28 protein-coding genes are annotated in these 26051 nt (G+C 69.9%); 8 read left to right on the forward strand and 20 right to left on the reverse strand.

Annotated elements, in window-relative coordinates; genetic code table 11:
- Positions 1-19: 19 nt before the first annotated feature.
- The gene (locus LMJ29_RS07285) at positions 20-1048 is read right to left on the reverse strand and encodes an RNA methyltransferase (protein ID WP_229604851.1); all 1029 of its coding nucleotides are present in this window, start codon (positions 1046-1048) and stop codon (positions 20-22) included.
- A 270-nt stretch (positions 1049-1318) separates the two neighbouring features.
- Complete coding sequence (locus LMJ29_RS07290) at positions 1319-2326, reverse strand: TerC family protein (RefSeq protein ID WP_229604852.1); 1008 nt, start codon at positions 2324-2326, stop codon at positions 1319-1321.
- Between the two features lie 267 nt (positions 2327-2593).
- Here LMJ29_RS07290 and LMJ29_RS07295 point away from each other — a divergent pair, with 267 nt between their 5' ends.
- Positions 2594-3082 carry a DUF523 domain-containing protein gene (locus tag LMJ29_RS07295; RefSeq protein WP_229604853.1) on the forward strand — a complete coding sequence of 163 codons (489 nt, stop codon included), beginning with the start codon at positions 2594-2596 and terminating at the stop codon, positions 3080-3082.
- Here LMJ29_RS07295 and LMJ29_RS07300 read toward each other — a convergent pair.
- A complete protein-coding gene (locus tag LMJ29_RS07300; RefSeq protein WP_229604854.1) occupies positions 3079-3285 on the reverse strand; it encodes a hypothetical protein in 207 nt (68 codons plus the stop codon). The genes LMJ29_RS07295 and LMJ29_RS07300 overlap by 4 nt on opposite strands.
- 251 nt (positions 3286-3536) lie before the next feature.
- Complete coding sequence (locus tag LMJ29_RS07305) at positions 3537-4475, reverse strand: class I SAM-dependent methyltransferase (RefSeq protein ID WP_229604855.1); 939 nt, start codon at positions 4473-4475, stop codon at positions 3537-3539.
- Positions 4476-4584: 109 nt separating this feature from the next.
- Here LMJ29_RS07305 and LMJ29_RS07310 point away from each other — a divergent pair, with 109 nt between their 5' ends.
- Positions 4585-5004: a group II truncated hemoglobin gene (locus LMJ29_RS07310; RefSeq protein WP_229604856.1), complete on the forward strand. Its 420-nt coding sequence runs from the start codon at positions 4585-4587 to the stop codon at positions 5002-5004.
- 6 nt (positions 5005-5010) lie between these two features.
- On the opposite strand, the gene nhaA is transcribed toward LMJ29_RS07310, so the two are convergent.
- The 5 genes from nhaA to LMJ29_RS07335 form a co-directional block, all read right to left on the reverse strand.
- Entirely contained in the window at positions 5011-6378 is a 1368-nt protein-coding gene (gene nhaA, locus LMJ29_RS07315; protein WP_229604857.1) for a Na+/H+ antiporter NhaA, read from the reverse strand.
- Between the two features lie 332 nt (positions 6379-6710).
- Positions 6711-8720, reverse strand: coding sequence for a DNA helicase Rep (rep, locus tag LMJ29_RS07320; RefSeq protein ID WP_229604858.1), 2010 nt, complete (start codon positions 8718-8720; stop codon positions 6711-6713).
- 90 nt (positions 8721-8810) lie between these two features.
- Positions 8811-9248, reverse strand: a complete 438-nt coding sequence (locus LMJ29_RS07325; protein ID WP_229604859.1) for a hypothetical protein — start codon at positions 9246-9248, stop codon at positions 8811-8813.
- Positions 9249-9332: 84 nt separating this feature from the next.
- Positions 9333-10826, reverse strand: a complete 1494-nt coding sequence (locus tag LMJ29_RS07330; protein ID WP_229604860.1) for a YifB family Mg chelatase-like AAA ATPase — start codon at positions 10824-10826, stop codon at positions 9333-9335.
- A gap of 36 nt (positions 10827-10862) precedes the next feature.
- On the reverse strand, positions 10863-11123 hold the full coding sequence (locus tag LMJ29_RS07335; RefSeq protein ID WP_229604861.1) for an accessory factor UbiK family protein: 261 nt from the start codon (positions 11121-11123) through the stop codon (positions 10863-10865).
- A 460-nt stretch (positions 11124-11583) separates the two neighbouring features.
- On the opposite strand from LMJ29_RS07335, the gene glnK reads away from it, so the two are divergent.
- The 4 genes from glnK (at position 11584) to sutA (ending at position 15151) form a co-directional block, all read left to right on the forward strand.
- The gene (glnK, locus tag LMJ29_RS07340) at positions 11584-11922 is read left to right on the forward strand and encodes a P-II family nitrogen regulator (protein WP_229604862.1); all 339 of its coding nucleotides are present in this window, start codon (positions 11584-11586) and stop codon (positions 11920-11922) included.
- A 46-nt stretch (positions 11923-11968) separates the two neighbouring features.
- Positions 11969-13285 (forward strand): ammonium transporter, encoded by a 1317-nt coding sequence (locus LMJ29_RS07345; protein ID WP_229604863.1) that lies wholly within the window; start codon positions 11969-11971, stop codon positions 13283-13285.
- 81 nt (positions 13286-13366) lie between these two features.
- A complete protein-coding gene (locus tag LMJ29_RS07350) occupies positions 13367-14617 on the forward strand; it encodes an ammonium transporter (protein ID WP_229604864.1) in 1251 nt (416 codons plus the stop codon).
- Positions 14618-14839: 222 nt separating this feature from the next.
- Entirely contained in the window at positions 14840-15151 is a 312-nt protein-coding gene (gene sutA, locus LMJ29_RS07355) for a transcriptional regulator SutA (RefSeq protein ID WP_229604865.1), read from the forward strand.
- 59 nt (positions 15152-15210) lie between these two features.
- Here the strand turns inward: sutA and LMJ29_RS07360 are convergent, their stop codons facing one another.
- From LMJ29_RS07360 to lptM, 7 genes are all read right to left on the reverse strand, one after another.
- Positions 15211-15975: a CPBP family intramembrane glutamic endopeptidase gene (locus LMJ29_RS07360; RefSeq protein ID WP_229604866.1), complete on the reverse strand. Its 765-nt coding sequence runs from the start codon at positions 15973-15975 to the stop codon at positions 15211-15213.
- A 68-nt stretch (positions 15976-16043) separates the two neighbouring features.
- Positions 16044-16748: an HAD family hydrolase gene (locus tag LMJ29_RS07365; RefSeq protein ID WP_229604867.1), complete on the reverse strand. Its 705-nt coding sequence runs from the start codon at positions 16746-16748 to the stop codon at positions 16044-16046.
- A 58-nt stretch (positions 16749-16806) separates the two neighbouring features.
- Complete coding sequence (locus tag LMJ29_RS07370) at positions 16807-17730, reverse strand: tyrosine-type recombinase/integrase (RefSeq protein ID WP_229604868.1); 924 nt, start codon at positions 17728-17730, stop codon at positions 16807-16809.
- Between the two features lie 130 nt (positions 17731-17860).
- On the reverse strand, positions 17861-18547 hold the full coding sequence (locus LMJ29_RS07375) for a DUF484 family protein (protein ID WP_229604869.1): 687 nt from the start codon (positions 18545-18547) through the stop codon (positions 17861-17863).
- Positions 18544-19374: a diaminopimelate epimerase gene (gene dapF, locus LMJ29_RS07380; RefSeq protein ID WP_229604870.1), complete on the reverse strand. Its 831-nt coding sequence runs from the start codon at positions 19372-19374 to the stop codon at positions 18544-18546. The genes LMJ29_RS07375 and dapF overlap by 4 nt, the downstream gene beginning before the upstream one ends.
- Before the next feature lie 13 nt (positions 19375-19387).
- Entirely contained in the window at positions 19388-20635 is a 1248-nt protein-coding gene (lysA, locus tag LMJ29_RS07385; protein WP_229604871.1) for a diaminopimelate decarboxylase, read from the reverse strand.
- 53 nt (positions 20636-20688) lie between these two features.
- Positions 20689-20823: an LPS translocon maturation chaperone LptM gene (gene lptM, locus LMJ29_RS07390; protein WP_229604872.1), complete on the reverse strand. Its 135-nt coding sequence runs from the start codon at positions 20821-20823 to the stop codon at positions 20689-20691.
- A 160-nt stretch (positions 20824-20983) separates the two neighbouring features.
- Between lptM and cyaY the strand changes: the two genes are divergently transcribed.
- Together cyaY and rnk are read left to right on the forward strand one after the other, a co-directional pair.
- Positions 20984-21316, forward strand: coding sequence for an iron donor protein CyaY (gene cyaY / locus LMJ29_RS07395; protein ID WP_229604873.1), 333 nt, complete (start codon positions 20984-20986; stop codon positions 21314-21316).
- A gap of 447 nt (positions 21317-21763) precedes the next feature.
- Positions 21764-22168: a nucleoside diphosphate kinase regulator gene (gene rnk / locus LMJ29_RS07400; protein WP_229604874.1), complete on the forward strand. Its 405-nt coding sequence runs from the start codon at positions 21764-21766 to the stop codon at positions 22166-22168.
- 73 nt (positions 22169-22241) lie between these two features.
- Here rnk and LMJ29_RS07405 read toward each other — a convergent pair whose 3' ends face one another.
- The 4 genes from LMJ29_RS07405 to argH all read right to left on the reverse strand — a co-directional run bounded on the left by LMJ29_RS07405 (position 22242) and on the right by argH (position 25966).
- Entirely contained in the window at positions 22242-23528 is a 1287-nt protein-coding gene (locus LMJ29_RS07405) for a hypothetical protein (RefSeq protein WP_229604875.1), read from the reverse strand.
- Between the two features lie 180 nt (positions 23529-23708).
- Entirely contained in the window at positions 23709-23945 is a 237-nt protein-coding gene (locus LMJ29_RS07410; RefSeq protein ID WP_229604876.1) for a TIGR02647 family protein, read from the reverse strand.
- 52 nt (positions 23946-23997) lie between these two features.
- Entirely contained in the window at positions 23998-24456 is a 459-nt protein-coding gene (locus tag LMJ29_RS07415; RefSeq protein WP_229604877.1) for a hypothetical protein, read from the reverse strand.
- Positions 24457-24571: 115 nt separating this feature from the next.
- Complete coding sequence (gene argH / locus LMJ29_RS07420; protein ID WP_229604878.1) at positions 24572-25966, reverse strand: argininosuccinate lyase; 1395 nt, start codon at positions 25964-25966, stop codon at positions 24572-24574.
- Between the last annotated feature and the right edge of the window lie 85 nt (positions 25967-26051).

The following is a 26051-nucleotide window of genomic DNA, read 5'->3' on the forward strand; positions in this document are numbered from 1 at the left end:
ATCCTCCGCCGGCAGTCGCTCAGCGCGGCTGGCGGCGGCTCCTGACCCCCTCGGCGCGCGCGCGCAGCTGGCCGCAGCCGCCGTCGACGTCCTGGCCGGCGCTGTTGCGCACCTTGGTCAGCACGCCGCGGCTGTGCAGGTAGCGCACCATCTGCACGATGCGTTCGCCGTCGGGACGCTGGAAGTCGTCGCCTTCCAGGCTGTTGTAGGGAATCAGGTTGAGCACCGCATACTTGCCCTTGAACAGGCGCAGGATGGCGTCCATTTCCTCGACGCTGTCGTTGATGTCCTTGAGCAGCGTCCACTGGTACTGGATCGGATAGCCGACCGCGCGCGCGTAGTCTTCGCCCAGCTCGACCAGTTCGGCCGGATCGATCGGCGGCGCGTGCGGCAGCAGCTCATGGCGCAGATCGGCGCGGGTGGTGTGCAGCGACAGCGCCAGCGCCGGCTTGACCCGCTCCAGCGGCAGGCGCTCGAACACGCGGCGATCGCCCACGGTGGAGAACACCAGGTTCTTGTGGCCGATGCCGCCGTCGGTGCCGAGCAGGTGGATGGCCTCCAGCACGTTGTCGAGGTTGTGCGCCGGCTCGCCCATGCCCATGAACACCACCTTCTTCACCGCGCGGAAGCGCCGCGCCAGGGCGACCTGGGCGACGATCTCGGCGCTGCCGAGCTGGCGCAGCAGGCCACTCTTGCCGGTCATGCAGAACAGGCAGCCCACCGCGCAGCCGACCTGGGTCGACACGCACAGGCCATCCCTGGGCAGCAGCACGCTTTCGACCATCTGGCCGTCGGCCAGCTCGACCAGCAGGCGCGCCGAACCGTCGGCGCCGGGGTGCTCGGAGCGCAGCCGCGCGAGACCGGCGACTTCCTCGCTAAGGGCCGGCAGCGCGGCGCGCACCGACAGCGGGAAGTAGTCGGCGGCCGGGCGGTTGCGCGGGCCGCTGTCCAGCGCCTGGCCGTTGAGCCAGGCACGCAGGATGCGCCCGCTGTGGCAGGGTTGCGCGCCGCAGGCGGCAAGGCGTTGGTGCAGGTCGTGGATGCGCATAGGGCGCGCATCCTAGCATCGGCGGGGCGGTGAGGGCAGCCGCCGGGCGCGAGGGGCTGGCCGGCGGTACCGCGATGGCCATCCCGCGGTCACCGGCGCCGCCGCCTTCTACGCCGCATTCAATCCCTGCGCCACTGGGGCGCGGATCAGGAGTGCGCTGCCCGGCAAGGCGACCCGCCGCCAAGCGGGCCGGCCAGGTGCAGAACGGCCGGCGCCTCAACATGGCGGGCTTCGCCGCCGAGCTGGCCTGCCCTTGAACTCGCCCGTGCCTCAGCGGGCCGTGCCGGGGTCCTGCGCGGCGGGGGCGGGCTGGCCGCGGGTCTTCCACAGCGAGACCACAACGCCGCCGACCAGCAGGGTCAGGGTCACGCCGAGGGAGAACGCCGCCGGCAGCTTGCCGACGATACCGACCAGGAAGATCTTGGCGCCGATGAACACCAGCACCAGGGCCAGGGCGTACTTCAGGTAGACGAAGCGGTGGATCAGCGCCGCCAGTGCGAAGTACAGCGCGCGCAGGCCGAGGATGGCGAAGATGTTCGAGGTGTAGACGATGAACGGGTCCTGGGTGATGGCGAAGATCGCCGGCACGCTGTCCACCGCGAACACCAGGTCGGCGCACTCGATCAGCAGCAGGGCGAGGAACAGCGGCGTGACCCACAGCACCGGTCGGCCGCTGGCGTCCGCCTGGCGCACGAAGAAGCGTTGCTCGTGCAGCTGCTCGGTGATGCGCAGGTGGCTGCGCAGGAAGCGCACCATCGGGTTGTTGGCGAGGTCCGGTGTCTCGTCGAGGCGGGCGAACAGCATGCGCACCCCGGTGAGCACCAGGAAGCCGCCGCACACGTAGAGGATCCAGCTGAACTGGTGGATCAGCGCCGCGCCCAGGCCGATCATCAGGGCGCGCAGCACGATCACCCCGAGGATGCCCCAGAACAGCACCTTGTGCTGGTACTGGCGGGGGATGGCGAGGAAGCCGAAGATCACCGCCATCACGAACACGTTGTCCATCGACAGCGACTTCTCGATCAAGAAGCCGGTCAGATAGTCCAGGCCGGCGTCGCCGCCCTTGTGCAACCAGACCCAGACGGCGAACAGCAGGCCGACGCCGATATAGCCGGCCGACAGCAGCAGGCTCTCCTTGACGCCGATCTCATGATTGTCGCGGTGCAGGACACCGAGGTCGAAGGCCAGCAGGGCGAATACCAGCGCGAAGAACGCGAGCCACAGCCAGGTGGCGGTGCCGAGGAAGTCGGCGAACAGAAAAGCATATAGGGCAGTCATGGGCCCCTCCTGCAGTCGAAGTGTTATCAACTGTGACTCCGACATGGCGGTGCTGACCGTCAGAGGGGCCCGGTGTCACGCGCTCAGGCTAGAAAATCCGAGCGTGGCGCTCAACCATCAGCTGGTTGCAAGATTTTGCCGGCGCGGCACGTGGCGCACGGCTAGTGGCGCACGGCTAGTGGCGCGCGGCTAGCGGCGCCCGGCGGCGGGACGCGGCCGGCCGCGCGGTTTAGACTGGAAGCCCCAGCCCATCCGGTTCGCAAGCCCATGGAAAAGATCCTGGTCAGCCGCTGCCTGCTCGGCCATGCGGTGCGCTACGACGGCGGCGCCCACGGCCCCGTCGACCTGCTGCTGCGCTGGCAGGCCGAGGGGCGGGTGGTGGCGCTGTGTCCGGAGGTGGCCGGCGGCCTGCCGACGCCGCGCCCGCCGGCGGAGATCCCCGGCGGGCAGGGCGCGGCGGTGCTCGAGCGGCGCGTGCCGGTGCGCACGATCGAGGGCGCGGACGTCAGCGAGGCGTTCCTGAGGGGAGCCGCGGCCGCCCTGGCGCTGGTGCGCGCGCACGGCATCCGCATCGCCGTGCTTAAGGCGCGCAGCCCGTCGTGCGGCAATCGCGAGAACTACGACGGCAGCTTCAGCGGCCGGCGGGTGGCGGGCGAAGGGGTGACGGCCGCGCTGCTGCGCCGCGAGGGCGTCCAGGTGTTCAACGAGGACGAGCTGGATGAGGCAGCGCGGGCGCTGCAGGCGCTGGGGGCTTAGGCGCGGCACCGCCGGCGCGGGCGCTGGGGTTCGCAGAGCAGCGCCCGACAGCCGGCTGGCGGCGGGTGCGGGGCCTCGAGACGGGCACACAGGCGTTCGGCGTACGCCTGCGCCTCGGCCTGGGTGCGGAAGCGCACCGCCTGGCGATCCAGCCAGACTACCCAGCCTGCCTGGCCGCTCGCCTGTTCGATCACGACTTTCATCACCGAGCTCCGCGTACCGGAGAGGGGAAGTCGATAGTAAGCCCCGCTCACCCCGTCGCCAATACCTCGCGCGGCCAGCCGCGAGGGACGGCGCGAAGCCGTCCGTGACCGCCGGCGCAGCGCTGCCCTGCAGCGGATGCGGCACCTGCGGCAGGCCGCGTCAGTAGGGCACCGCCGCCGGATCCCAATGGCCTCCGGCATCTGCCGGCCGCGTTCCCTGTGCAACGCGCCGGCCAGGAGAGGACGGCGGCTCAGCCCTGGCGGAACACCAGCGCCTTCAGACCGCTGTCGGGGTGGATGTCGGCGAACTCCGGCGGATTGTCCAGACGCTCGACGAAGCGCAGGCCCGGCGCCTCGGCAGCCATGCCCTCGATCAGGAAATCCGGGCCGATACCCGGGTCGTTGACGCAGGCCAGCACCGTGCCCTGCGCGGTGAGCAGCTCGGGCAGGCGGCGGAGGATCTTGCGGTAGTCGGTGGTCAGGGCGAAGCTGCCCTTCTGGAACGACGGCGGATCGATGATCACCAGCTCGTAGGGACCGTACTTCTTCACCTTGCCCCACGACTTGAACAGCTCGTGGCCGAGGAATTCGACCCGCGCCAGGTCGTGGTCGTTGAGGCGGTGATTGTCGCGGCCGCGGCTGAGGGCGGCCCGGGCCATGTCCAGGTTGACCACCTGGGCGGCGCCGCCGGCGATGGCCGCCACCGAGAAGCCGCAGGTGTAGGCGAACAGATTGAGCACGCGCTGGCCGGCGGCCTGCTCGCGCACCCAGCGCCGGCCGTAGCGCATGTCGAGGAACAGGCCGTTGTTCTGCTTGCGGCCGAGGTCCAGCTTGTAGCGCAGGCCGCCCTCGGCGATCAGCCATTCGTCCAGTTCCTCGCCCAGCAGCCAGTCCATGCGGCTGTCGGGCAGGTAGCGGTGCTGCAGCAGCAGGTGGTGCGCGCCGCTGCGTTGCCAGGCGGCGCTGGCGGTCAGCTCCAGGAGCATGCTGCGCAGGCGCTCCAGCTCCGCCTCGGCCGGTTCGCGGAACAGCGAGACCAGCAGCACGCCCTGCAGCCAGTCGGCGGTGACGTGCTCGAGTCCCGGCCAGCGCCGGCCGCGGCCGTGGAACAGGCGACGCGCCTCGGCGGGTACGGCGTCCAGGGCGGTGAGAAGCTGCTGCTGCAGGATGGCGATGGCGTCGGCGTGCATGGCGGATGGTCGCGGAATGGGGGGGCGCGCATTCTAACCGCTGCGGCGCGCCGCCGGGGGCGGCGCGGCCTGGGCTAGAATGACTCCCCCTTCCTGCGGCGAGGACACCATGACCAGCACTCCTACCTACGGCGTCGGCGACGCCTCCTACCAGGCCGCCGGCGGCCTCGACGGCCTGCGCCGGCTGGTCGACGACTTCTACCGGATCATGGACGAGTCGCCCGCCGCCGCCGACCTGCGCCGCATGCATCCCGAGAGCCTGGAGGCCTCGCGCGACAAGCTGGCCTGCTTCCTCAGCGGCTGGCTGGGCGGGCCGAAGCTGTTCGCCGAGAAGTACGGTCCCATCGTGATCCCCGCCTTCCACGCCCAGTGGCCGATCGACGAGGCCGGCAGCGCCGCGTGGCTGGATTGCATGGCGCAGGCCATCGCCCGCCAGGATTACGCCCCGGAGTTCGCCGAGTACCTGATGCGCCAGCTGCGCGTACCGGCCGAACGCATCGTCCAGGCCAGCCGCAACCGCCACGGCTGAGCCCGTTCAGGCCATGGCCGGCGCGCTCTGCCGGCGCGCGCGGCGCACCAGCAGGCCGCCCAGCGCGAGGCCCAGGCTGGCGGCCAGCGCCGAGGCGAGCAGCACGCCCAGCTTGGCGGCGCCGAGCAGGTCGGCCTCGCTGAATGCCAGGTTGGCGATGAAGATCGCCATGGTGAAGCCGATGCCGGCCAGCACGCCGACCAGCCCCAGCCATCCCCAGCTCATCCCCGCCGGCAGGCGACACCAGCCCAGGCGCACCAGCAGCCAGCTGCTCAGCAGGATGCCGAGCGGCTTGCCGAGCAGCAGGGCGAGGGCGACGCCGGACAGCACCGCAACCGCATTGCCGCCGCCAAGGTCGACACCACCCAGGCTCACCCCGGCGTTGGCGAGGGCGAACAGCGGCATGATCACGTAGGCCACCCAGGGGTGCAGGGCCATCTGCACCCGCACCACCGGCGGCAGCAGTTCGCGCTCGGCAAGGCGCAAGCGCTTGAGCGGCTGGCGCAATTGCTGGCTGTCGTGCGCGCCGTCGACGGCGCGCGCGGCGAACTCCTGCAGGGCATGGCGGGCGCTGGTCAAAGGAGCAATGCCGGGCGCCGAGCGCACCGGCGTCAGCAAGCCGAGCACCACGCCGGCCAGAGTGGGGTGGGCGCCGGTCTTGAGCAGGCCGAACCACAGCACGGCGCCGGGCAGCACGTAGGCCCAGGCCGCGCCGATGCCGATGGCCTGGAAACCGAGGACCAGCAACAGACCGGCGCCGGCGATCAGGAAGCCGGTCGCATCGAGGCCGCCGGAGTAGAACAGGGCGATGATCAGCACCGCCACGATGTCGTCGATGATCGCCAGGGCGAGCAGGAACACGCGCACGCAGGCGGGGATCGACTTGCCCAGCAGGGCCAGCACGCCGACCGCGAAGGCGATGTCGGTGGCGGTCGGCACCGCCCAGCCCTGGCGCAGCTCCGCGCTGCCGCTGACGGCCAGGTAGGCCAGCGCCGGCACCGCCACGCCGCCCAGCGCCGCACCTAGCGGCAGGGCCGCCTGGCGCAGGTCGGCCAGGGCGCCGTCGTGGATCTCGCGACGGATTTCCATGCCGACGACCAGGAAGAACACCGTCATCAGCGCGTCGTTGATCCAGAAATGCAGCGACTGGGACACGCTGAAGCCGCCCAGAGTGAAGCCCAGCGGCAGATGCCAGAGGTGCTCATAGCTCTCGGCGGCGGGCGAGTTGGCCCACACCAGGGCGACGGCGGCGGCGAGCAGCAGGACGATGCCGCTGACGGCTTCGATATGCAGGAAGTGTTCGAGGGCGTCGAAGGTTTTGCTGGCGATGCGCTGCGCAGCCGGCAGCGCCTTGCGGGAAGGAGTCGGGTTCATGGTCGCTCATGCTCTGCGGCTGTGTGGCGGCCCGACCAACACAAGAAGCCTGTCCGACTGCTGGCGCAGCCCGACACCCGTTTTCACCCTACACAGCTCGCGGGGAAAAGGCCAGTCGCCCCGGCCAGGGGACGGCCGGCGGCGCAGACCCTTGGGACATTCAGGACAGGATGGGCAAAGCAGCAGTCAACGGGTGACCCAATGCGCCAATCGGCTGGCTTCTTGGTCGGTGCAGGCGGCGCCGCGGCTCGCCATGCCGCCTGCGCCGCACATATCCTGCAACACAGCGGCGGCGCTCACTGGCCCGCCAGAGGTCCGCCGGCGCGCCGTGCTCAGCGCTTGAGCAGCGCGCGGATATCGGCCAGCGCGTTGTTGCCGCGCGCCGCCTTGACCTCCACCGGGGCGTCCTCCTGGCCTTCCCACTGCAAATCTTCCTGGGGCAGCTCGTCGAGGAAGCGGCTGGGCAGGCAGTCGATCACCTCGCCGTACTGCTTGCGCTTGGCGGCGAAGGTGATGGCGAGGTTCTGCTTGGCGCGGGTGATGCCGACGTAGGCCAGGCGGCGCTCCTCCTCGACGGTATCGGCCTCGATGCTCGAGCGATGGGGGAGAATTTCCTCCTCCATGCCCATGATGAACACCGAGGGGAACTCCAGGCCCTTGGAGGCGTGCAGCGTCATCATCTGCACGCCCTCGGCGCCGTCTTCCTCTTCCTGCTGGCGTTCGAGCATGTCGCGCAGCACCAGCTTGGCGATGGCCTGCTCGATGGTCATCTCGCCGTCCTCGTCCTTCTCCAGGGTGTTCTTCAGCGCCTCGAGGAGGAACCAGACGTTGCTCATCCGGTAGTCGGCGGCCTTGTCGGTGGAGCTGTTCTCGCGCAGCCAGTTCTCGTAGTCGATGTCGGCGATCATCTGGCGCAGCGCGGCGATCGGCTCCTCCTGGGCGCAGCGCTGGCGCAGCGCGTCCATGTAGCGCTTGAAGCGCGCCAGGCGCTCGGTGAAGCGCGCGTCGAGGTGCTCGCCCAGGCCCAGCTCGTCGCAGGCCTGGTACATCGACACCTTGCGCGCGGTGGCGTAGTTGCCGAGCTTCTCCAGGGTCGCCGAGCCGATCTCGCGGCGCGGCACGTTGATCACCCGCAGGAAGGCGTTGTCGTCGTCCGGGTTGACCAGCAGGCGGAAGTAGCTCATCAGGTCCTTCACCTCCTGGCGGGCGAAGAAGCTGGTGCCGCCGGAGAGACGATAGGGGATCTGGTGGTGCTGCAGTTTCAGCTCCATCAGCTTGGCCTGGTAGTTGCCGCGGTAGAGGATGGCGAACTCGCTGTACGGCCGCTGGGTGCGCAGGTGCTGGGTGAGGATCTCCATGGCGATGCGCTCGCACTCGGCTTCCTCGTTCTTGCAGCGGATCACGCGGATCTCGTCGCCGTGGCCCATCTCGCTCCACAGCTGCTTCTCGAACACGTGCGGGTTGTTGGCGATCAGCACGTTGGCGCACTTGAGGATACGGCTGGTGGAGCGGTAGTTCTGCTCCAGCATCACCACCTTGAGGCTGGGGAAGTCCTCCTTGAGCTGCATGAGGTTTTCGGGGCGCGCGCCGCGCCAGGCGTAGATCGACTGGTCGTCGTCGCCGACCACGGTGAACTGCGCGCGCTCGGCGACCAAGAGCTTGACCAGCAGGTACTGGCTGGCGTTGGTGTCCTGGTACTCGTCGACCAGCATGTAGCGCACGCGGTGGCGCCACTTCTGCAGCACCTCGGGGTGCTCCTGGAACAGCTTGACCGGCAGCAGGATCAGGTCGTCGAAGTCGACCGCGTTGTAGGCCTTGAGGGTGCGCTGGTAGTGCAGGTAGACGATGGCGGCAGTCTGCTCGCGCGGGTTGCGCGCCCGCTCCAGCGCCTCTTCGGGGAGGATCAGGTCGTTCTTCCAGGCGCCGATCAGGTTCTTGATCTCGTCGACGCCGTCGTCGCCCTGGTACTCCTTCTGCATGATGTCGGCGAGCAGCGCCTTGATGTCGCCCTCGTCGAAGATCGAGAAGCCCGGCTTGTAGCCCAGGTGGGCGTGTTCCTTGCGAATGATGTTGAGGCCGAGGTTGTGGAAGGTCGACACCGTCAGGCCGGCGCCTTCCTTGCCGCGCAGCAGACTGCCGACGCGCTCCTTCATCTCGCGCGCGGCCTTGTTGGTGAAGGTCACCGCGACGATGTGGCGGGCGGCGATGCCGCACTGCTGGATCAGGTAGGCGATCTTGCGGGTGATCACGCTGGTCTTGCCGGAACCGGCGCCGGCCAGCACCAGCAGCGGACCGCTGATGTAGTGGACGGCTTCCTGCTGGCGGGGATTGAGTCGGGACATGCGGGCAGGGTGTCTGGCTGCGAAGAGGCGGCAGTTTAGCAGGCAGTCCGCCGGCGGACTGCCCCGGGCGTCCGGATGGATGGCCGCAGCTCAGTCCGTGTCGCTGCTGGACCGGGGCAGGCCGGAACTCCCCTGGCGGAGGTCGACCGGTTGCGCCGGGGCCCCGTCGCCCTCGGCCAGTAACGGGCCGCCGTCGAGGTGCTGGAGGCCTGGGCTGGCGGCGGTGAGCGCCTCAGGCTCCTGCGGGGCGGGGGCCTGGTCGGCAGGCGCGAAGAACTGCCCCAGGGTGCCGGGCGCGAAGGCCGCTGGGTCGAGGCCGCGTGGATTGGCGGGCTCGGCTCCCGGCGTGGCCACGGTGACGCCGGTCCACGTTTCGTAGGCGGACGACCAGTCGACCTGCGCCGGCGGGCTCGGCACCTGCCAGGCCTGGGCCAGGTATTCACCCTGCCCCTGTGGTGGCTGCTGGAAAACCGCCACGCGCTGGCTTTCCCTTTTCTCGTTGCGAATCGTCAGCGTGAATTTCGTCATTTCCTTCCCCCTCTGCGGCCAGGCCGCGTGACAGCGCCAGAACCCTTCCGGCGCCCATGAATGGTGCGGTGCTGCGCGAGCCGTTCAGCCCTCGCCCGGCGCGCGGTACTGCAGCGCTTCGGCCAGCTGGGCGCGCTCGATGCGCTCGCGACCCTCCAGGTCGGCGAGGGTGCGCGCCACCTTGAGTACCCGGTGCAGGGCGCGCAGCGACAGGCGCAGGCGCTCGCCGGCGCTCTCCAGCCACAGGCGGTCGTCTTCGGCCAGGGCGCAATGGGCCTGCAGACCGGGCAGGTCGAGATAGGCGTTGGCGCAGCCCTGGCGGGTGAATTGCAGCTGCTGGGCGGCAGCCACCTGGCGCGCCAGGCTGGCGCTGTCCGCCCCTTCGGCGGCGGCGTGCAGGCGGGTCGGTTCGCGGCGCACGTGCAGATGCAGGTCGATGCGATCGAGCAGCGGCCCGGACAGCCGCGCGCGGTAGCGCTGCACCTGCTCGGGAGTGCAGCGGCAGCGCTGCTCGGCGTCGCCCAGATAGCCGCACGGGCAGGGGTTCATCGCCGCCACCAGCTGGAAGCGCGCCGGGAAGCGCAGCTTGTCCTGGGCGCGGGCGATGACGATCTCGCCGCTCTCCAGGGGTTGGCGCAGCACGTCGAGCACGTGGCGGGGAAACTCCGGCAACTCGTCGAGGAACAGCACGCCCTGGTGCGCCAGGCTGATCTCGCCGGGCTTGGGCCGTGTGCCGCCGCCGACCAGCGCGGGGCCGGAGGCACTGTGGTGCGGCTGGCGGAACGGCCGGCTCGGCCAGCCGGACAGCGGCGCCAGGCCGGCGACCGAGTGGATGGCGGCGACCTCCAGCGCCTCGGCCTCGGAGAGCGGCGGCAGCAGGCCGGGCAGGCGGCTGGCCAGCAGGGTCTTGCCGGTGCCCGGCGCGCCGCTGAGCAACAGGTTGTGGCGGCCGGCGGCGGCGACCAGCAGGGCGCGCTTGGCGGCCAGTTGGCCCTGCACCTCGGCGATATCGCCCGGGCTCGGCGCCGCAGCCGGTTGTCCCGTCGCGGTCCAGGGCGCCAACGGGGTGTGCCCGGCCAGGTGGGCGGCCACCTCCAGCAGGTGTTCGGCGGCGTACAGGGTCAGCCCCGAGACCAGCGCGGCCTCCTCGGCGTTGGCGCGCGGCACCAGTAGCGCGCGCCCGGCCGCGCGCGCCGCCAGCGCCGCCGGCAGCACGCCGCGCAGCGGGCGCAGGGCGCCGGACAACGCCAGCTCGCCGAGGCATTCGAGATTTTCCAGGCCGGCGGCGGGCAACTGTTCGCTGGCGGCGAGGATGCCCAGGGCGATGGCCAGATCGAAGCGGCCGCCGTCCTTGGGCAGGTCGGCGGGCGCCAGGTTGAGGGTGATGCGCCGATTGGGATAGTCGAAGCCGCAGCTCTGGATCGCGCTGCGCACGCGGTCCTTGCTCTCGCGCACGGCGGTTTCCGGCAGGCCGACCAGGGTCAGCGAGGGCAGGCCGTTGGCCAGGTGGGCCTCGACGCTGACCGCCGGGGCGTCGATGCCGAGCTGGGCGCGGCTGTGGACGATGGCGAGGGACATGATCGCTCCTTGATCGGCTGTCCCGTGGAGCGCGCCTTATGGGTGCGGCGGCTCCAGGCGGGCTTCCAGTTCCGCTACACGGGCCTCGAGGGCTTCCAGGCGTGCGCGGGTGCGGGCCAGCACCGCCATCTGCGCGTCGAACTCGTCGCGGCCGACCAGATCCAGCTTGCCGAAGGCGCTGGACAGCAGGGCCTTGAACTGGGCTTCCAGTTCGCCGCGCGGCAGCGGCGAGTCGGCGCCGAACAGGCGGCTGGCCTGGCTGGCGAACAGGTCGAGGACGGCTTTGGGCGGCAGCATGGCGGTATTCCTGCAAAAGAAGGCGCCAGTCTAGCAGAACAACCCGGCCGATCGGCCCCTGCACGCGTTGTCGCAATTCGCGCCCAGTGTTGGTGCATTTGCAACAGGCGGCGGCAAGCGGCTGCACCCGAATTGAGCGATGAAATGCTGGAGATGCGCTTTACTGGTGCATAAGTGGCCGGCAATTGGTGGCTAAATTCAGGGAATTGGCGTAAGTCCATGAAAAACAAGCGAATGCGAAGAATTGGCAAGAAACCTGCAGTGCGCAGTGTTGCCGGTGCCCGCGGGCTTCAGCCGCAGGCCGGATGGAGCAGGGGACAGCTCCGTTGTCAGCAGCCGGCCGACGTTGAATCCAGCCTGCGCAGTGCCTGCCCCCTGTTACAAACGCCGGACTCTGCGCTTAGACTTGTCATGGGTTCGTTGTTCCTGGGGCAAGTCCACCATTACGGGAGAAACTTTCATGAAGCTAGTCACCGCCATCATCAAGCCGTTCAAGCTCGACGACGTGCGCGAATCGCTGTCGGAAATCGGCGTGCAGGGCATTACCGTCACCGAGGTCAAGGGCTTCGGTCGTCAGAAGGGTCACACCGAGCTGTATCGCGGTGCGGAATACGTGGTCGATTTCCTGCCCAAGGTGAAGATCGACGTGGCGATCGCCGACGACCAGCTGGATTCGGTAATCGACGCCATCACCAAGGCTGCCAACACCGGCAAGATCGGCGACGGCAAGATCTTCGTGGTCAACCTCGAGCAGGCCATCCGCATCCGTACCGGCGAAACCGGCACCGACGCGGTCTGAGCCGCCACTTCTTACTCCACCGAACCCCCCGCCCCAGGAGTAACACATGACTCTGCGCAAGATCGCAGGGCTCGGAGCCCTGTTGTCCCTCGTAAACCCCGGTCTGGCCTTGGCCGCCGAGACCACCCTGAACAGCGGTGACACCGCCTGGATGATGACCGCCAGTGCGCTGGTGCTGTTCATGACCGTTCCCGGCCTGGCACTCTTCTACGCCGGCATGGTGCGTTCCAAGAACGTCCTGTCGGTGATGATGCAGTGCTTCGCCATCACCGGCCTGGTCAGCGTGCTGTGGGTCATCTACGGCTACAGCCTGGCCTTCGACACCACCGGCATGGAACAGGGTGTCGTCAACTTCAATTCCTTCATCGGTGGCCTGTCCAAGGCGTTCCTCGCCGGCCTCGGCACCGACAGCCTGATCGGCGCCTTCCCGGAAAGCGTGTTCATCTTCTTCCAGATGACCTTCGCCATCATCACCCCGGCGCTTATCGTCGGCGCCTTCGCCGAGCGCATGAAGTTCTCGGCCATGCTGGTCTTCACCGGCGTGTGGTTCACTCTCGTTTATGCGCCGATCGCCCACATGGTCTGGTCCGGCAACGGCGGCCTGATGTGGGACTGGGGCGTGCTGGACTTCGCCGGCGGCACCGTGGTGCACATCAACGCCGGTATCGCCGGCCTGGTGGCCTGCCTGGTGATCGGCCGCCGCAAGGGCTACCCGACCACCCACATGGCGCCGCACAACCTGGGCTACACCCTGATCGGTGCGGGCATGCTGTGGGTCGGCTGGTTCGGCTTCAACGCCGGTTCGGCCATCGCCGCCAACGGCACCGCCGGCATGGCCATGCTGGTGACCCAGATCGCCACCGCCGCCGCCGCCCTGGGCTGGATGTTCGCCGAGTGGATCACCCACGGCAAACCCAGCGCCCTGGGTATCGCTTCCGGCGTGGTCGCCGGCCTGGTCGCCATCACCCCGGCCGCCGGTACCGCCGGCCCGATGGGCGCCCTGGTGATCGGCCTGGTTTCCGGCGTGGTGTGCTTCCTGTCCGCCACCACCCTCAAGCGCAAGCTGGGCTATGACGACTCGCTGGACGCCTTCGGCGTGCACGGCGTGGGCGGCATCGTCGGCGCCATCCTCACCGGTGCCTTCGCGGCTCCCGCCCTCGGTGGCTTCGGCACCGTGGAAGACATCGGCGCCCAGCTGTTCACCCAGTTCAAGGGTGTGGCCTTCACCGTCGTCTACACCGCCATCGTCACCTTCGTGATCCTCAAGGTCCTCGACCTGGTGGTCGGTCTGCGTGTCAGCGAGGAAGCCGAGAGCAGCGGCCTCGACCTCTCCGAGCACAACGAGCGCGGCTACAACCTCTAAGCCTTCGCCAATGATGGACATGGCGGGCGCCTTCGGGCGCCCGTCACGGGCGCCCCTGCGCCTGCGAAAAAAGGTCTCTCCATGGATAGCAATCTGATTCCCCTGCACTACGCCCTCGATACCTTCTACCTGCTGGTCTGCGGTGCTCTGGTGATGTGGATGGCCGCCGGTTTCGCCATGCTCGAGTCGGGCCTGGTGCGCGCCAAGAACACCGCCGAGATCCTCACCAAGAACGTCGTGCTCTACGGCGTGGCCTGCGTGATGTACCTGCTGATCGGCTACCACATCATGTACTCCAGCCCGGAAGGCGGCTTCCTGCCCAGCCTGGGCTTCCTGATCGGCGACGAGCACGCGGTCGACGTGGTCGCCGCCGGTGGCGAGGGCGCACCGGCCTTCTCCAAGCGCGCCGATTTCTTCTTCCAGGTGGTGTTCGTCGCCACTTCCATGTCGATCGTCTCCGGCGCGGTGGCCGAGCGCATGAAGCTGTGGAGCTTCCTCGCCTTCGCGGTGGTGATGACCGGCTTCATCTACCCCGTGCAGGGCTACTGGAAGTGGGGCTCCGGCTTCCTCGACCAGGCCGGCTTCCACGACTTCGCCGGCTCGGGGATGGTGCACCTGTGCGGCGCCTCGGCGGCGCTGGCCGGCGTGCTGCTGCTCGGGGCGCGGCGCGGCAAGTACGGCCCGGACGGCCAGGTCAACGCCATTCCCGGCGCCAACCTGCCGTTGGCCACCCTGGGCGCGCTGATCCTGTGGTTCGGCTGGTTCGGCTTCAACGGCGGCTCGCAGCTCAAGGTGAGCAGCATCGAGGACGCCAACGCGGTGGCCGCGGCCTTCCTCAACACCAACCTGGGCGCCGCCGGCGGCCTGCTCGCCGCGCTGATCGCCGCCCGTCTGCTGTTCGGCAAGGCCGACCTGACCATGGCGCTCAACGGCGCCCTGGCCGGCCTGGTGTCGATCACCGCCGAGCCGGTGACGCCGACCGCGCAGGTGGCCCTGCTGATCGGCGCGGTGGGCGGCGTGCTGTGCGTCGGCGGCGTGCTGCTGCTCGACAAGCTGAAGATCGACGACCCGGTCGGCGCCATCGCCGTGCACGGCCTGGGCGGTCTGTGGGGCCTGCTCGCCGTGCCGCTGACCAACGACGCCGCCAGCTTCGGCGCGCAGCTGCTCGGCATCGCCTGCATCTTCGCCTGGGTGTTCTCCGCCAGCCTGGTGGTGTGGGGCGTCCTCAAGGTGGTGATGGGCCTGCGCGTGGACGCCGAGGACGAATATGCCGGCGTCGACATTGTCGAATGCGGTATGGAGGCCTATCCGGAGTTCACTCGCAAGAGTTGACCCCGGTGGTTCCGCGCGGCGGACAAAGGGCACCTGCGGGTGCCCTTTGCTTTTTCTGGCGGCACGCTAGAATGCGCGCGAATGGCTCTGGAGTCGGGCTTTGTTCCCACCACTCGGTGGGCCATGGCCGCCCGGGTCGACGGAATCCGCACCGGCAGCGCGCGCAAGCGACGCTGTTGGGCTATATAGAAAATGCTTTTGCAGCACCATGGGGTCCCCATCATGAGCGAAGAAGATCTGGAACAGGACGAGCTGGAAGGCGCCGAGGAAGGCGAAGAGGAGCTGGGCGCTGCGCCGGATGACGACGGCGGCGACGAGGAGGAAGCGGCCGCACCGGCTGCCAAGAAGTCCAAGAAGGAGGCCGAGCCCGAAGAGCTGCCCTCCGTCGAGGCCAAGCAGAAGGAGCGCGACGCGCTGGCCAAGGCCATGGAGGAATTCCTGGCACGCGGCGGCAAGGTGCAGGAAATCGAATCCAACGTGGTTGCCGATCCGCCCAAGAAGCCGGACAGCAAGTACGGCAGCCGCCCGATCTGATCGGCGCGGAGCGGGTAGCGAGGGCGATCCCGGCCTGGCCGGGATCGCCCTCGTCGTTTTCAGGCCAGGCGCAGCGGATAGCTGAGCAGCAGGAAGTGCCCCAGATTGACCGCGCCGTGCAGCAGCACGGCCGCGCCCAGGCGGCCGGACAGCTGGAGAATCCAGCCGTAGCCGAGCCCGGCCAGCCCGGCGGCCACGGCGAAGGCCGCGCTGAACGGCGCGTGGGCCAGGCCGAACAGCAGGGCGGTGAGGCCGATACCGCGCGCCGCACCGAGACGGGCGACGAGCGCGCCCTGCAGCAGGCCGCGGAACAGCAGCTCCTCGGCCAGCGCCGTCACTCCCAGGTTCACCGCCAGCCACGGCAGCAGTTCCGCCGGCCATTTCGGCTGCCAGGCCACCACGTCGAGCGTCCAGGCCAGCGCCGGCATGCCCAGCAGGGTGGCCAGCGCGCACAGCCAGGCGGCGGCTGGGCGTGGCGGCGCAGCCGGCCGGCGCCCGGCTCGCCACCACCAGGCCAGCAGGGTGGCGCCGAGCAGCAGCTTGTCCCAGTGCAGGCGTACGCCGTAGGGCGCGGCATCGGGGCTGAGCGGGCGCGGCTCGCTGAGCGCCAGCGGCGCGAAGCCGGGCAGCGCATGGGCGGCCAGCGCCACGCCGGCGAGCAGGCTGGCGCCCAGCCACAGGTTGGTCGGCAGATGGCCCGGCGGATACAGCAGCCAGCCGGCGAACAGCACGCCGGCAAGCAGGCCGGGCAGGCGAATGCCGCCGGCGAGCAGGCCGGCCAGCAGCACCAGGGCGGGTAGCGCCAGGGTCACGGCCAGAGGCACGGGCGACGGGGAGAAGAGGGGGGATGGCGCGCCGACCTGGCGGGGAGCGGGACGCTGCGCCAACGGGCTCAGCGTCCGGCCTGCCAGGCGGCGAGCAGCGCCGGCAGTTCGGCCAGGCTGGCGATCTGCGCGTCGGGACGGCCTTCGCCCTCCCAGGGTTTGCCCTGCGGATTGACCCACACCGCGCGCATGCCGACCGCTTGGGCGCCGCGGATGTCGTCGCGCGGGTGGTCGCCGATATGCACGGCGGCGTGCGCCGGCACCTCGGCGTGCGCCAGTGCGGCGTGGAAGGCGCGCGGATCGGGCTTGCTGACTCCCAGCTCTTCGGCATTGAAGGCGAAGTGGAAGTAGTCGGCGATGCCGATGCGGCGCACGTCGGCGTTGCCGTTGGTCAGCACGCCCAGGCGGAACTGGCGGCCGAGCTGTTCCAGGGTGGGCAGCACCTCGGGGAACAGGCTGACCTGCTGGCGCGCGGTGAGAAAGTGCTCGAAGGCCTGCTCGGCCAGCGCCGCGGCCTCGGCCTCGGCGTAGCCGGCGCCGAGCAGGCCATGGCGCAGGGTGCGGCGGCGCAGCTCGCTGATGCGCCCGCCCAGGTCCGGGTCCTGTTCCAGTACCCAGCGCTTGCTGTGCTGCAGGCGCTCGCCGGCCGCGGCGCCGAGTTCCGGGGCGTGCTCGGCCAGCCAGGCGAGCAGGCCGGCTTCGGCGGTGTCGAGGACCGGGCCGACGTCCCACAGGGTGTCGTCGAGGTCGAAGGTGATCAGGCGCAGGGTCACGGGCGGCCTCCCGAATGGCCGAGTATTGCGGTAGGTCCACCCATCATACCGCCGGAAATCATTCCGGGCTGTCGTCTTCGTCGCGTGCCGGGGGCTCTGCGCTGCGCCGGTGGGCACGCGGGTGGGCCCGGTCGTAGACGTGCGCCAGGTACTGGAAGTCGAGACGGGCATAGCTCTGCGAAGTGCCGATGCCGGCAGGCTCGAGCGACTCCTGCACCGCCCGCAGGTGCCGGGGCGGCTCGCGCAGGGGGCTGACGAGATCGGGGCGCAGCATGTGCGGAGGCAGGCGCTGGTCGAGGGCGCGTACCCCCGCCTGGTGCACGCGCAGCTGCACCGCACGCGGACCGAGGCGCTGGCCGCGCCGGCCGACGAACAACGCCTGGTCGACGGCGACGCCCTCGCGCAGCGCCAGCCAGGCCTGCAGCGCCTCGCGCGCCTGGCGGCCGACCGGCAGCTCGCGAACCTTGTCGCCCTTGCCGCGCACCCGCACCCGGCCGGCGGCGAGGTCGAGGTGCGCGAGGTCGAGCTCGGTCAGCTCGGACAGGCGCAGGCCGGAGGAGTAGAACAGCTCGAGCATCGCCTGGTCGCGGCGGGCGAGGAAGTCGTCTTCCAGCTCCAGCGCAGCGTCGCCCGCAGCCCCGTCGAGCAGCTGCTGGTCGCGCTCGGTGTCGAGCCGCTTCGGCGGGCGCAGGCCGGCGCTGGGGTCGTGGCGGCAATGCCCTTCGCGGATCAGGTAGCGGTACAGGCCGCGCACCGCCGACAGCCAGCGCGCCAGGCTGCGCGGCGCCAGGCCTTGCTGGTGCAGGCTGGCGAGCAGGCGGCGCAGCGCCTTGTCGTCGAGCTGTTCCCAGTGGCTCAGGCCGGCCTCGGCGGCCAGGGCGAGCAGCTTGTCGAGGTCGCGGCGGTAGCCGGCCAGGCTGTGCGCCGACAGCTGGCGCTCACGGCGCAGATGGTCGAGGTAGGCGTCGAGTTCGGCGTGCATGGCGGGCTCCCGGGGTTGCCCCACACGTGGGGTGAAAACTCGCGCAGCGATTTTCCACCGAGAATCGGGAGGGTGGAAAACACCGGCGGTCGTCTTCCACCCGGCTTGGCGAAGACGGCGCGGCGTCGCCTCAGCGCACCGGCCGCAGCGCGGGCACCAGGCGCGGCAACAGGCGGGCGATGATCTCCGCCACGTGGCCGAGGAACACGGTGCCCAAGGAACTCTTGTAATGCTGCGGGTCGGGGCTGCCGAGCGCCAGCACGCCGTGCAGACCTTGGTGGTCGAGCACCGCCACCGCCGCCGAGCCGATGCTGCCGACGTTTTCGGCGGGGAACAGGAAGGCCAGTTCGCTGGGGCGCAGCACGCCGCATACCGTCTTGTTGCCGGCGAGCAGGGCGCCGACCGCCTGCTGGGCCTGCTCCGGGCTGACCCAGTGGCCCACCGCCGGCGGGTTGTCGCTGAACAGCAGCAGGCTGACGTAGGGCACCTGGAAGTCGTGGCGCAGGCTGTCCTCGGCGGCGGCCACCAGCTCCTCGAGGTCGTCGGCGTCGAGCAGGGCGATGATCAGCCGGCGGGTGCGGGCGAACAGGCGATCGTTGTCGCGGGCGATGTCCATCAGCTGGGTCAGGCGCGCGCGCAGCTCGTGGTTGCGCTCGCGCAGCAGGCGCAGCTGGCGCTCGACCAGCGACACCGCGTGGCCCGCCTCGTGGGGGATCAGCAGCTGCTCGAGCAGCTCGTCGCGGCCGACGAAGAACTGCGGGTGCGCCGCCAGCCAGGCGGCCACCTGTTCGGCGTCCAGCTCCGGAAGCTCGCTCACAGGCGCACCTGGCCTTCGAACACGCGCATCGCCGGGCCGGTCATCAGCACCGGTTGGCCGGGGCCGGCCCACTCGATGGACAGCTTGCCGCCGGGCAGTTCGATCTGCACCGGCGAGCTCAGCCAGCCCTGGCGAATGGCGGCCACCGCGGCGGCGCAGGCGCCGGTGCCGCAGGCCTGGGTCTCGCCGCAGCCGCGCTCCCAGACGCGCAGGCGCGCCCGGTGGGCGTCGACGATCTGCAGGAAGCCGATGTTGGCCTTCTGCGGGAAGCGCGGATGGGTCTCAAGCTGCGGGCCGAGTTCGTGCACCGGGGCGCTGTCGACATCGTCGACGCGCAGCACGCCGTGCGGGTTACCCATCGAGATGGCGGCCAGCTCGACGGTGCGCCCGCCCACCTCGACCTCGTAGGCGATCGCCGCCTCGGCGGCGACGAAGGGCACCTCGCTCGGCTCGAGGCGCGGTGCGCCCATGTCCACGGTGATCTGCCCGTCGCTGCGCACGTTCAGCTCGATCACGCTGTTCTTGGTTTCGACCCGAATGCGCTTCTTGGCGGTCAGCCGCTTGTCCAGCACGAAGCGGGCGAAGCAGCGCGCGCCGTTGCCGCACTGTTCCACCTCGGAACCGTCGGCGTTGAAGATGCGATAGCGGAAGTCCACGTCCGGACGGCTCGGCGGCTCGACGATCAGCAGCTGGTCGAAGCCGACGCCAGTGTGGCGGTCGCCCCACTGGCGCACGTGCTTGGGCTGCACGTGGGCGTGCTGGGTGACCAGGTCGAGGACCATGAAGTCGTTGCCCAGCCCGTGCATCTTGGTGAAACGCAGCAGCATGCCGGCCTCCGGATCAGTTGGGCAGCAGGCTTTCGCCGGCGTACAGCTCTTCGATGCTTTCGCGGCGGCGCACCAGGTGCACCTGCTCGCCGTCCACCAGCACCTCGGCGGCGCGACCGCGGGTGTTGTAGTTGGAACTCATGACGAAACCGTAGGCACCGGCCGAGCGCACCGCCAGCAGGTCGCCCTCGGCCAGCACCAGCTCGCGGTCCTTGCCGAGGAAGTCGCCGGTCTCGCAGATCGGCCCTACCAGGTCGTAGCGGCGCGCTTCGCCGTCGCGCGGCTGCACGGCCACGATGTCCATCCACGCCTGGTACAGCGCCGGGCGGATCAGGTCGTTCATCGCCGCGTCGATCACCGCGAAGTCCTTGTGCTCGGTGTGCTTGAGGTACTCGACGCGGGTCAGCAGCACGCCGGCGTTGGCGACGATCGAGCGGCCCGGCTCGAACACCAGCGCCAGCTCGCGGCCGGCCAGACGCTCGCGCACCGCCTTGATGTAGTCGCCGGCCAGCGGCGGCTCCTCGTCGCGGTAGCGCACGCCGAGGCCGCCGCCCAGATCCAGATGCTTGATCTGGATGCCGCGTGCGGCCAGGCGGTCGACCAGCGCCAGCAGGCGCTCGAGGGCGTCGAGGAACGGGTCGAGCTGGGTCAGCTGCGAGCCGATGTGGCAGTCGACACCGACCACCTCGAGGTTCGGCAGTTCGGCGGCGCGGGCGTAGACGCGCTCGGCGACGTCGATGCTGACGCCGAACTTGTTCTCCTTGAGGCCGGTGGAGATGTACGGGTGGGTCTGGGCATCGACATCCGGGTTGACGCGCAGCGACACCGGCGCCTTGACGCCCAGCTCCGCCGCCACCTGCTGCAGGCGCTCCAGCTCGACCTCGGACTCGACATTGAAGCAGTGCACGCCGACTTCCAGCGCCCGGCGCATGTCGTCGCGGGTCTTGCCGACCCCGGAGAACACCACCTTGGCCGGGTCGCCGCCGGCGGCCAGCACGCGCTCCAGTTCACCGCGCGAGACGATGTCGAAGCCGGCGCCCAGACGGGCGAGCAGGTTGAGCACGCCGAGGTTGGAGTTGGCCTTGACCGCGAAGCACACCAGGTGCGGCATGCCGGTCAGCGCGTCGGCGTAGGCGCGGAACTGCGCCTCGATGTGGGCGCGCGAGTAGACGTAGGTGGGGGTGCCGAAGCGCTCGGCGATGGCGGACAGCGCCGCGCCCTCCGCGAACAGCTGGCCGTCGCGGTACTGGAAGGGTTGCATGAGGCCTCCTGGGGGAGCCGGGGCACCCGCGGCAGGGGCGGGTGCGCAGAATCTTAGAGTTCGAAACGGTCTTTGCTGTGGCCGGCCTTGTCGTCGCCGGGCAGGTACAGCGGCCCTTTCTGGCCGCAGCCGGTGAGGCCCGCGCTGATCACGAGCAGCGCGAGGAGCGGAAGCAGCAGGCGCTTCATGGCGGAAATCCTTGTAAAAGCATCGAATGCGCCGGAGTATACCGGCCCCCCGTGGGCTTGCCTATGCGCCGGGACGCGCGGCGGGCGCGGCTTGCGCGCTGCGTCGCGCAGCGTCCGGCAGGCGCTCCGGGAGCCTTTCCGTTTCAGTGGAGAAAAGCCCATGAGTCTCAGCGAAGCCCGCTTCCATAGCCTGGTGGACGCCCTGCAGCGGGCGGTCGAGGATGCCTTCGATGCCAGCGACCTGGATGTGGATCTGGAAAACAGCGGTGGCGTGCTCACCGTGCGCTTCGACAACGGCAGCCAGCTGATCTTCAGCCGCCAGGAGCCGCTGCGCCAGCTGTGGCTGGCGGCGCGCTCGGGCGGCTTCCACTTCGACTACGACGAGACGGCCGCCACCTGGGTGTGCGACGCCAATGGCGAGGCGCTGCCGGCGATGCTCGCGCGCCTGGTCCGCGAGCAGGGCGGCGAGCCGGTGGACTTCTCCGCCCTGTGAGGGCTGAGCATGCCTGCGCCCAGCGCTGGCATGCTGCGCGGCGCATTCCCGCGAGTGGGCGCGAAGCGCGCGCAGTTCCAGCGCCCCCGGGGGAGCAGGCCGTAAGGCTCAGTCGCTGGTGATCGTGTCCACCCCTGAGTGGGCACGCTGCCTGGTCCGCCCCCGCGGCCGAAAGCGGAGTGTGCGTGGCGCCTGCCTGTGCGCGAGCCGCCGGGCCCAGACGGCTGCACCGGCTTGTCTATTCGCCTTGCTGTGGTATGGTCGGTTGCAAACCCCGCCTGCGCCGGTTGTGTCAAGACACCGCGTCTGGCGATGCGCCGTTGAAAGCGGCCGCCCCCTCGGGCATCGCTTTCGGCCCTGCTTCGCTGACGTTCGCGACGTTTTCACACAGCCTGTTCGGGTGGGGTTTTCCTTTTTCGCAACCTGCCAAGGAGCCCTGCCGACATCATGAGCCTGTCGCCCCCCATCACCATCACCCGTCTCGACCTGCAGCGCCTGGAGCGCCTGCTGGACAGCCTGGAGGAGTTCGGACCCACCGCCGAGGCCCTGGAGCGCGAGCTGGGCCGCGCCGCGGTGGTCGGTCTGGACGAGGTGCCGCCGGGCGTGGTGACCATGAACTCCACCGCGCGCTGCCGCGAGGAAGCCAGCGGCAAGGAGTACCGCCTGACCCTGGTCTACCCGCACGAGGCGGGCGGCGAGGGCACCGTGTCGGTGCTGGCGCCGGTCGGCTGCGCGCTGCTCGGCCTGTCGGTGGGGCAGACCATCGACTGGGCCGTGCCGGGCGGCAAGGCCCTGCAACTGACCCTGCTCGGCGTCGACTACCAGCCGGAGGCGGCCGGCGCGGTGCGCTGAAATCGGTCGACGAGTACGGCAACAGCCCGCACCGATGATCGGTCGCGGGCTTTGTCGTTTCTGGGGCAAGGCGCTAGCGCGAAGCGGATCCGATCGTGGCCGGTACGGCGCGGCCGAGCAGCGGCAAGCAACGTCTGTGCTTGGGGTCGGCCAGCGGGCCGTCATAGCAGAGCTGCGGCGGGTTGGCCTCGAGCAGCCGGGCCGGCCCCGCGCCGTAGGGATTGCCTTCGGCGGTGGCGCTCAGCGCCTGCGCGGCGGTGAAGCCGGGAGCCAGGGTGTTGAGGCGGTTGAAGAGCTGGATGCGTGCATCCAGGTCATGCAACCGCGCCAGGTACTGGCGCAGGTCCGGTCCGGCGACGGCGGCCAATATATTGCCGATAGGGTTGCGCCAGTCCCGGTGGAGCGGAGGTTGCGGCTGCTCGCGTAGCCAGCCGGCAAACTCGCTCGCCGTCAGCTGCGAGGCGGCGGCAATGTGCAGGTAGTGGGGCAGGATGGTGTTACTGCTCATGTTCGGCTTGTACAGCAGCTGCAGGGCGAGGCGGCCCTTGTCGGTGATGAAGGTGGGGTCGTCACGCATCGCCGCGAAGCCGTTGGCCTGCATGACGAACTCGCTCTGCATGGCGCTCTGCAGCGAGCGCTCGGCGGCCGTCAGGGCGGGCTGTGGCGAAGGCCGCTCGATCAGGGCCTGCTGGTACAGCGCGCCAAGAGTGCCGATGTCGCCGGCGACCAGCTGGGCGACGATCATCTTCTGGATCAGGCTGTCGGAGGCGGCGAGGTGCCGGCGCCAGTGGCCGAGGTCTTCCTCGAGCAGGGCCCGGGCCTGCTCGGGCTGGCCATCGAGCAGCAGCCGGCAGGCTTCCAGCGCCAGCAGGCGGTTGCCGGCGACCAGGGCGGCATAGTTCGGCCACGGTTCCGCCAGCTCGCTGGCGATCAGGCGGCGCAGATCGGCGAGGCGCGCGGCCTGTCGGTAGCGTGCCAGCAGTTCCCGGCCTTGCTCCAGATGCGCCGCGTTGCGCACTGGTTCCAGGCAGCTGGGTTGGTCGTGCGGTGCGGCGAGCTTGGGGATGTCCAGCTGGCGCAGCGGCGCCGGCTGGAACGAATCATCGAAAGGCGAATGCGTGGCGCGCCACTGCCGGTACTCGGCCAGGCGGGCCTGGCCGGCGCTCATCGGTTCGGCGGCGGCATCCAGACCCAGCAGGTAGAGGTGCCCGGCACTGGGGTTCTGCTGGGCGCGGGCCTCCGCCACCCAGGTGCTCGCCTGGCGGTCCAGGGGCACGTCGCGGATCCAGATCAGCGCCAGTGAGACGAGCAGCACGGCGGCGCCGAGCACGACGAGAATGAGCTGAGAAGCACGAGTCATGGGGACGTCCTTGTCCGGGAGAAGCTGCGCCGCATGGCGGCTTCCCGCCACTGGCGTTGCCAGGGGAGTCAAGGCTCGTATCGGTTCGAGCCGGGGCGGCGGGCCGCGATGCGGGGAGAGAGGTTTGGACGTGGCCTGGCGGGCCGGCGCCGTGTGGCGCCCGGCCCGCCCACCGGGCCCTCAGGCCGGCTGCAGAATGGTCAGTACGGTGCGCAGCTGCTCGGTGGCGTCGAGGCCGAGGCTGGTCAGGTAGCCGCCGTCGGCTTTGGTGATCAGACCCTTGGCGTGCAGGCGCTCGCCGGCGGCGACCTTCTGCGGCGCCGCGTCGTGATGGATCTTGAGGCCCTCCTGGGAATTGTCCGGGTTGAACAGGGTGAGCAGTTCCAGTTCGGCGATCAGCTCGGGGGTCAGGTTCATGGTGCCTCCAGTGCAGGACAGGGCGGGCGCCGCTGGCGTCCGCGGGATGTTGTTATTCGTCGTCTTCTTCTTCGCTATCGCCCAGCGCCTCCGGCAGCTCGGGCAGGGCGCGCAGCATGCTTTCGTAGCCGGCGCCGTCGAACGAGCGGTTGGCGGCCAGCATGTTCTCGATCTCGTGGGCGAGGATCAGCGCCATCAGGCGCACGGCCTCGCTGCGTTCGTAGCCGACCAGGGTCAGCTTGTTGAGGGTGGCCAGGGCGGCCGGCGGCTCGCCGGCGGCGATCTGGTTTTCGACGGCTTCGATCAGCTTCTGTTCGGCGAAGACGGCATCGTCCTCGGCGTGGTGTTCGCTCATGGCGGGGGACTCGTCGGGAGGCGGCGGAGGGTCTTCATCCAGCCGGCAGAGGGTGCAACTGCCCTCGTCGGGGCGGCTGGTTTCGACGTAACGCACGCGCCGGTGTGCCGACTGGCGGTCGGCGCTGACGCGAAAGCGCGGGCGGTCGGTGGGCATGGCGGGCATTCCGGGCGGCCGTGGCCTCCTTCATACCGCGCCGGGAGCGGGTGGGGCAAGCGCTCGTTGGTCGCAAGCCTCCGCCCCGCACGGGCGGGGCCGGAGGCGAGGGCGATCAGCGGGCGGCCAGCAGTTCCTGGCCGCGCGCCACGGCGGCGCGCACCTGGGCCGGAGCGGTGCCGCCGATATGGTTGCGGGCGTTGACCGAGCCTTCCAGGGTCAGCACGGCGAATACGTCGTCAGCGATCTGGTCGCTGAACTGGCGCAGCTCGTCGAGGCTCATCTCGGCCAGATCCTTGCCGGTCTGCACGCCGTACTTCACCGCGTGGCCGACGATCTCGTGGCAGTCGCGGAACGGCAGGCCCTTGCGCACCAGGTAGTCGGCAAGATCCGTGGCGGTGGAGAAGCCGCGGCGGGCGGCCTCGCGCATCACCTCGACGCGCGGCTTGATCGCCGGGACCATGTCGGCGAAGGCGCGCAGCGAGTCGCGCAGGGTGTCGGCGGCGTCGAACAGCGGCTCCTTGTCCTCCTGGTTGTCCTTGTTGTAGGCCAGCGGCTGGCCCTTCATCAGGGTCAACAGGCCGGTCAGCGCGCCGAATACGCGGCCGCTCTTGCCGCGCACCAGCTCGGGGACGTCCGGGTTCTTCTTCTGCGGCATGATCGAGGAGCCGGTGCAGAAGCGGTCGGGCAGCTCGATGAAGTTGAACTGCGCCGAAGTCCACAGCACCAGCTCCTCGGAGAAGCGCGACAGGTGCATCATCGCCAGCGAGGCGGCGGCGCAGAATTCGATGGCGAAGTCGCGGTCCGACACGCCGTCCAGCGAGTTGCCGCCGATGGCCTCGAAGCCGAGCAGCTGGCAGGTGATCTCGCGCTGGATCGGGTAGGTGGTGCCGGCCAGCGCGGCGGAGCCCAGCGGCATGCGGTTGACGCGCTTGCGGCAGTCGACCAGGCGCTCGTAGTCGCGCGACAGCATCTCGAACCAGGCCAGGAGGTGGTGGCCGAAACTCACCGGCTGGGCGGTCTGCAGGTGGGTGAAGCCGGGCATGATCACTTCGGCGTGCTGCTCGGCCTGGGCCAGCAGGCCCTGCTGCAGACGGGTGATCTCGGCGAGGATGACGTCGATCTCGTCGCGCAGCCACAGGCGGATGTCGGTGGCCACCTGGTCGTTGCGGCTACGGCCGGTGTGCAGCTTCTTGCCGGTGATGCCGATGCGGTCGGTCAGCCGCGCCTCGATGTTCATGTGCACGTCTTCCAGGTCGACGCGCCAGTCGAAGCTGCCGGCCTCGATCTCGGCCTGGATCTGCTTGAGGCCGTCGATGATCGCGTCGCGCTCGGCGACGGTCAGCACGCCGGCCTGTTCCAGCATGGTGGCGTGGGCGATCGAGCCCATGATGTCGTGGCGGTACAGGCGCTTGTCGAAGTCGACGGAGGCGGTGAAGCGGGCGACGAAGGCGTCGACCGGCTCGCTGAAGCGGCCGCCCCAGGACTGGTTGGTTTTTTCGCTGCTCATCGGTGTCTCGTGCTGTGCATGCGTCGATGGGGTAAGTGGCGGGCATGATAGCAGGTCGACCGGCCAAACCCGGCAGCGGCATTCG

Source organism: Pseudomonas oryzagri (assembly GCF_020831405.1).
GTDB classification, from domain to species: domain Bacteria; phylum Pseudomonadota; class Gammaproteobacteria; order Pseudomonadales; family Pseudomonadaceae; genus Geopseudomonas; species Geopseudomonas oryzagri.

Bases quoted from the DNA above. Each gene is read 5' to 3' on its own strand.
- LMJ29_RS07285 (WP_229604851.1), bottom strand. From the start codon at position 1,048: ATGCGCATCCACGACCTGCACCAACGCCTTGCCGCCTGCGGCGCGCAA.
- LMJ29_RS07290 (WP_229604852.1), bottom strand. From the start codon at position 2,326: ATGACTGCCCTATATGCTTTTCTGTTCGCCGACTTCCTCGGCACCGCC.
- LMJ29_RS07295 (WP_229604853.1), top strand. From the start codon at position 2,594: ATGGAAAAGATCCTGGTCAGCCGCTGCCTGCTCGGCCATGCGGTGCGC.
- LMJ29_RS07300 (WP_229604854.1), bottom strand. From the start codon at position 3,285: ATGAAAGTCGTGATCGAACAGGCGAGCGGCCAGGCAGGCTGGGTAGTC.
- LMJ29_RS07305 (WP_229604855.1), bottom strand. From the start codon at position 4,475: ATGCACGCCGACGCCATCGCCATCCTGCAGCAGCAGCTTCTCACCGCC.
- LMJ29_RS07310 (WP_229604856.1), top strand. From the start codon at position 4,585: ATGACCAGCACTCCTACCTACGGCGTCGGCGACGCCTCCTACCAGGCC.
- nhaA (WP_229604857.1), bottom strand. From the start codon at position 6,378: ATGAACCCGACTCCTTCCCGCAAGGCGCTGCCGGCTGCGCAGCGCATC.
- rep (WP_229604858.1), bottom strand. From the start codon at position 8,720: ATGTCCCGACTCAATCCCCGCCAGCAGGAAGCCGTCCACTACATCAGC.
- LMJ29_RS07325 (WP_229604859.1), bottom strand. From the start codon at position 9,248: ATGACGAAATTCACGCTGACGATTCGCAACGAGAAAAGGGAAAGCCAG.
- LMJ29_RS07330 (WP_229604860.1), bottom strand. From the start codon at position 10,826: ATGTCCCTCGCCATCGTCCACAGCCGCGCCCAGCTCGGCATCGACGCC.
- LMJ29_RS07335 (WP_229604861.1), bottom strand. From the start codon at position 11,123: ATGCTGCCGCCCAAAGCCGTCCTCGACCTGTTCGCCAGCCAGGCCAGC.
- glnK (WP_229604862.1), top strand. From the start codon at position 11,584: ATGAAGCTAGTCACCGCCATCATCAAGCCGTTCAAGCTCGACGACGTG.
- LMJ29_RS07345 (WP_229604863.1), top strand. From the start codon at position 11,969: ATGACTCTGCGCAAGATCGCAGGGCTCGGAGCCCTGTTGTCCCTCGTA.
- LMJ29_RS07350 (WP_229604864.1), top strand. From the start codon at position 13,367: ATGGATAGCAATCTGATTCCCCTGCACTACGCCCTCGATACCTTCTAC.
- sutA (WP_229604865.1), top strand. From the start codon at position 14,840: ATGAGCGAAGAAGATCTGGAACAGGACGAGCTGGAAGGCGCCGAGGAA.
- LMJ29_RS07370 (WP_229604868.1), bottom strand. From the start codon at position 17,730: ATGCACGCCGAACTCGACGCCTACCTCGACCATCTGCGCCGTGAGCGC.
- dapF (WP_229604870.1), bottom strand. From the start codon at position 19,374: ATGCTGCTGCGTTTCACCAAGATGCACGGGCTGGGCAACGACTTCATG.
- lysA (WP_229604871.1), bottom strand. From the start codon at position 20,635: ATGCAACCCTTCCAGTACCGCGACGGCCAGCTGTTCGCGGAGGGCGCG.
- lptM (WP_229604872.1), bottom strand. From the start codon at position 20,823: ATGAAGCGCCTGCTGCTTCCGCTCCTCGCGCTGCTCGTGATCAGCGCG.
- cyaY (WP_229604873.1), top strand. From the start codon at position 20,984: ATGAGTCTCAGCGAAGCCCGCTTCCATAGCCTGGTGGACGCCCTGCAG.
- rnk (WP_229604874.1), top strand. From the start codon at position 21,764: ATGAGCCTGTCGCCCCCCATCACCATCACCCGTCTCGACCTGCAGCGC.
- LMJ29_RS07405 (WP_229604875.1), bottom strand. From the start codon at position 23,528: ATGACTCGTGCTTCTCAGCTCATTCTCGTCGTGCTCGGCGCCGCCGTG.
- LMJ29_RS07410 (WP_229604876.1), bottom strand. From the start codon at position 23,945: ATGAACCTGACCCCCGAGCTGATCGCCGAACTGGAACTGCTCACCCTG.
- LMJ29_RS07415 (WP_229604877.1), bottom strand. From the start codon at position 24,456: ATGCCCACCGACCGCCCGCGCTTTCGCGTCAGCGCCGACCGCCAGTCG.
- argH (WP_229604878.1), bottom strand. From the start codon at position 25,966: ATGAGCAGCGAAAAAACCAACCAGTCCTGGGGCGGCCGCTTCAGCGAG.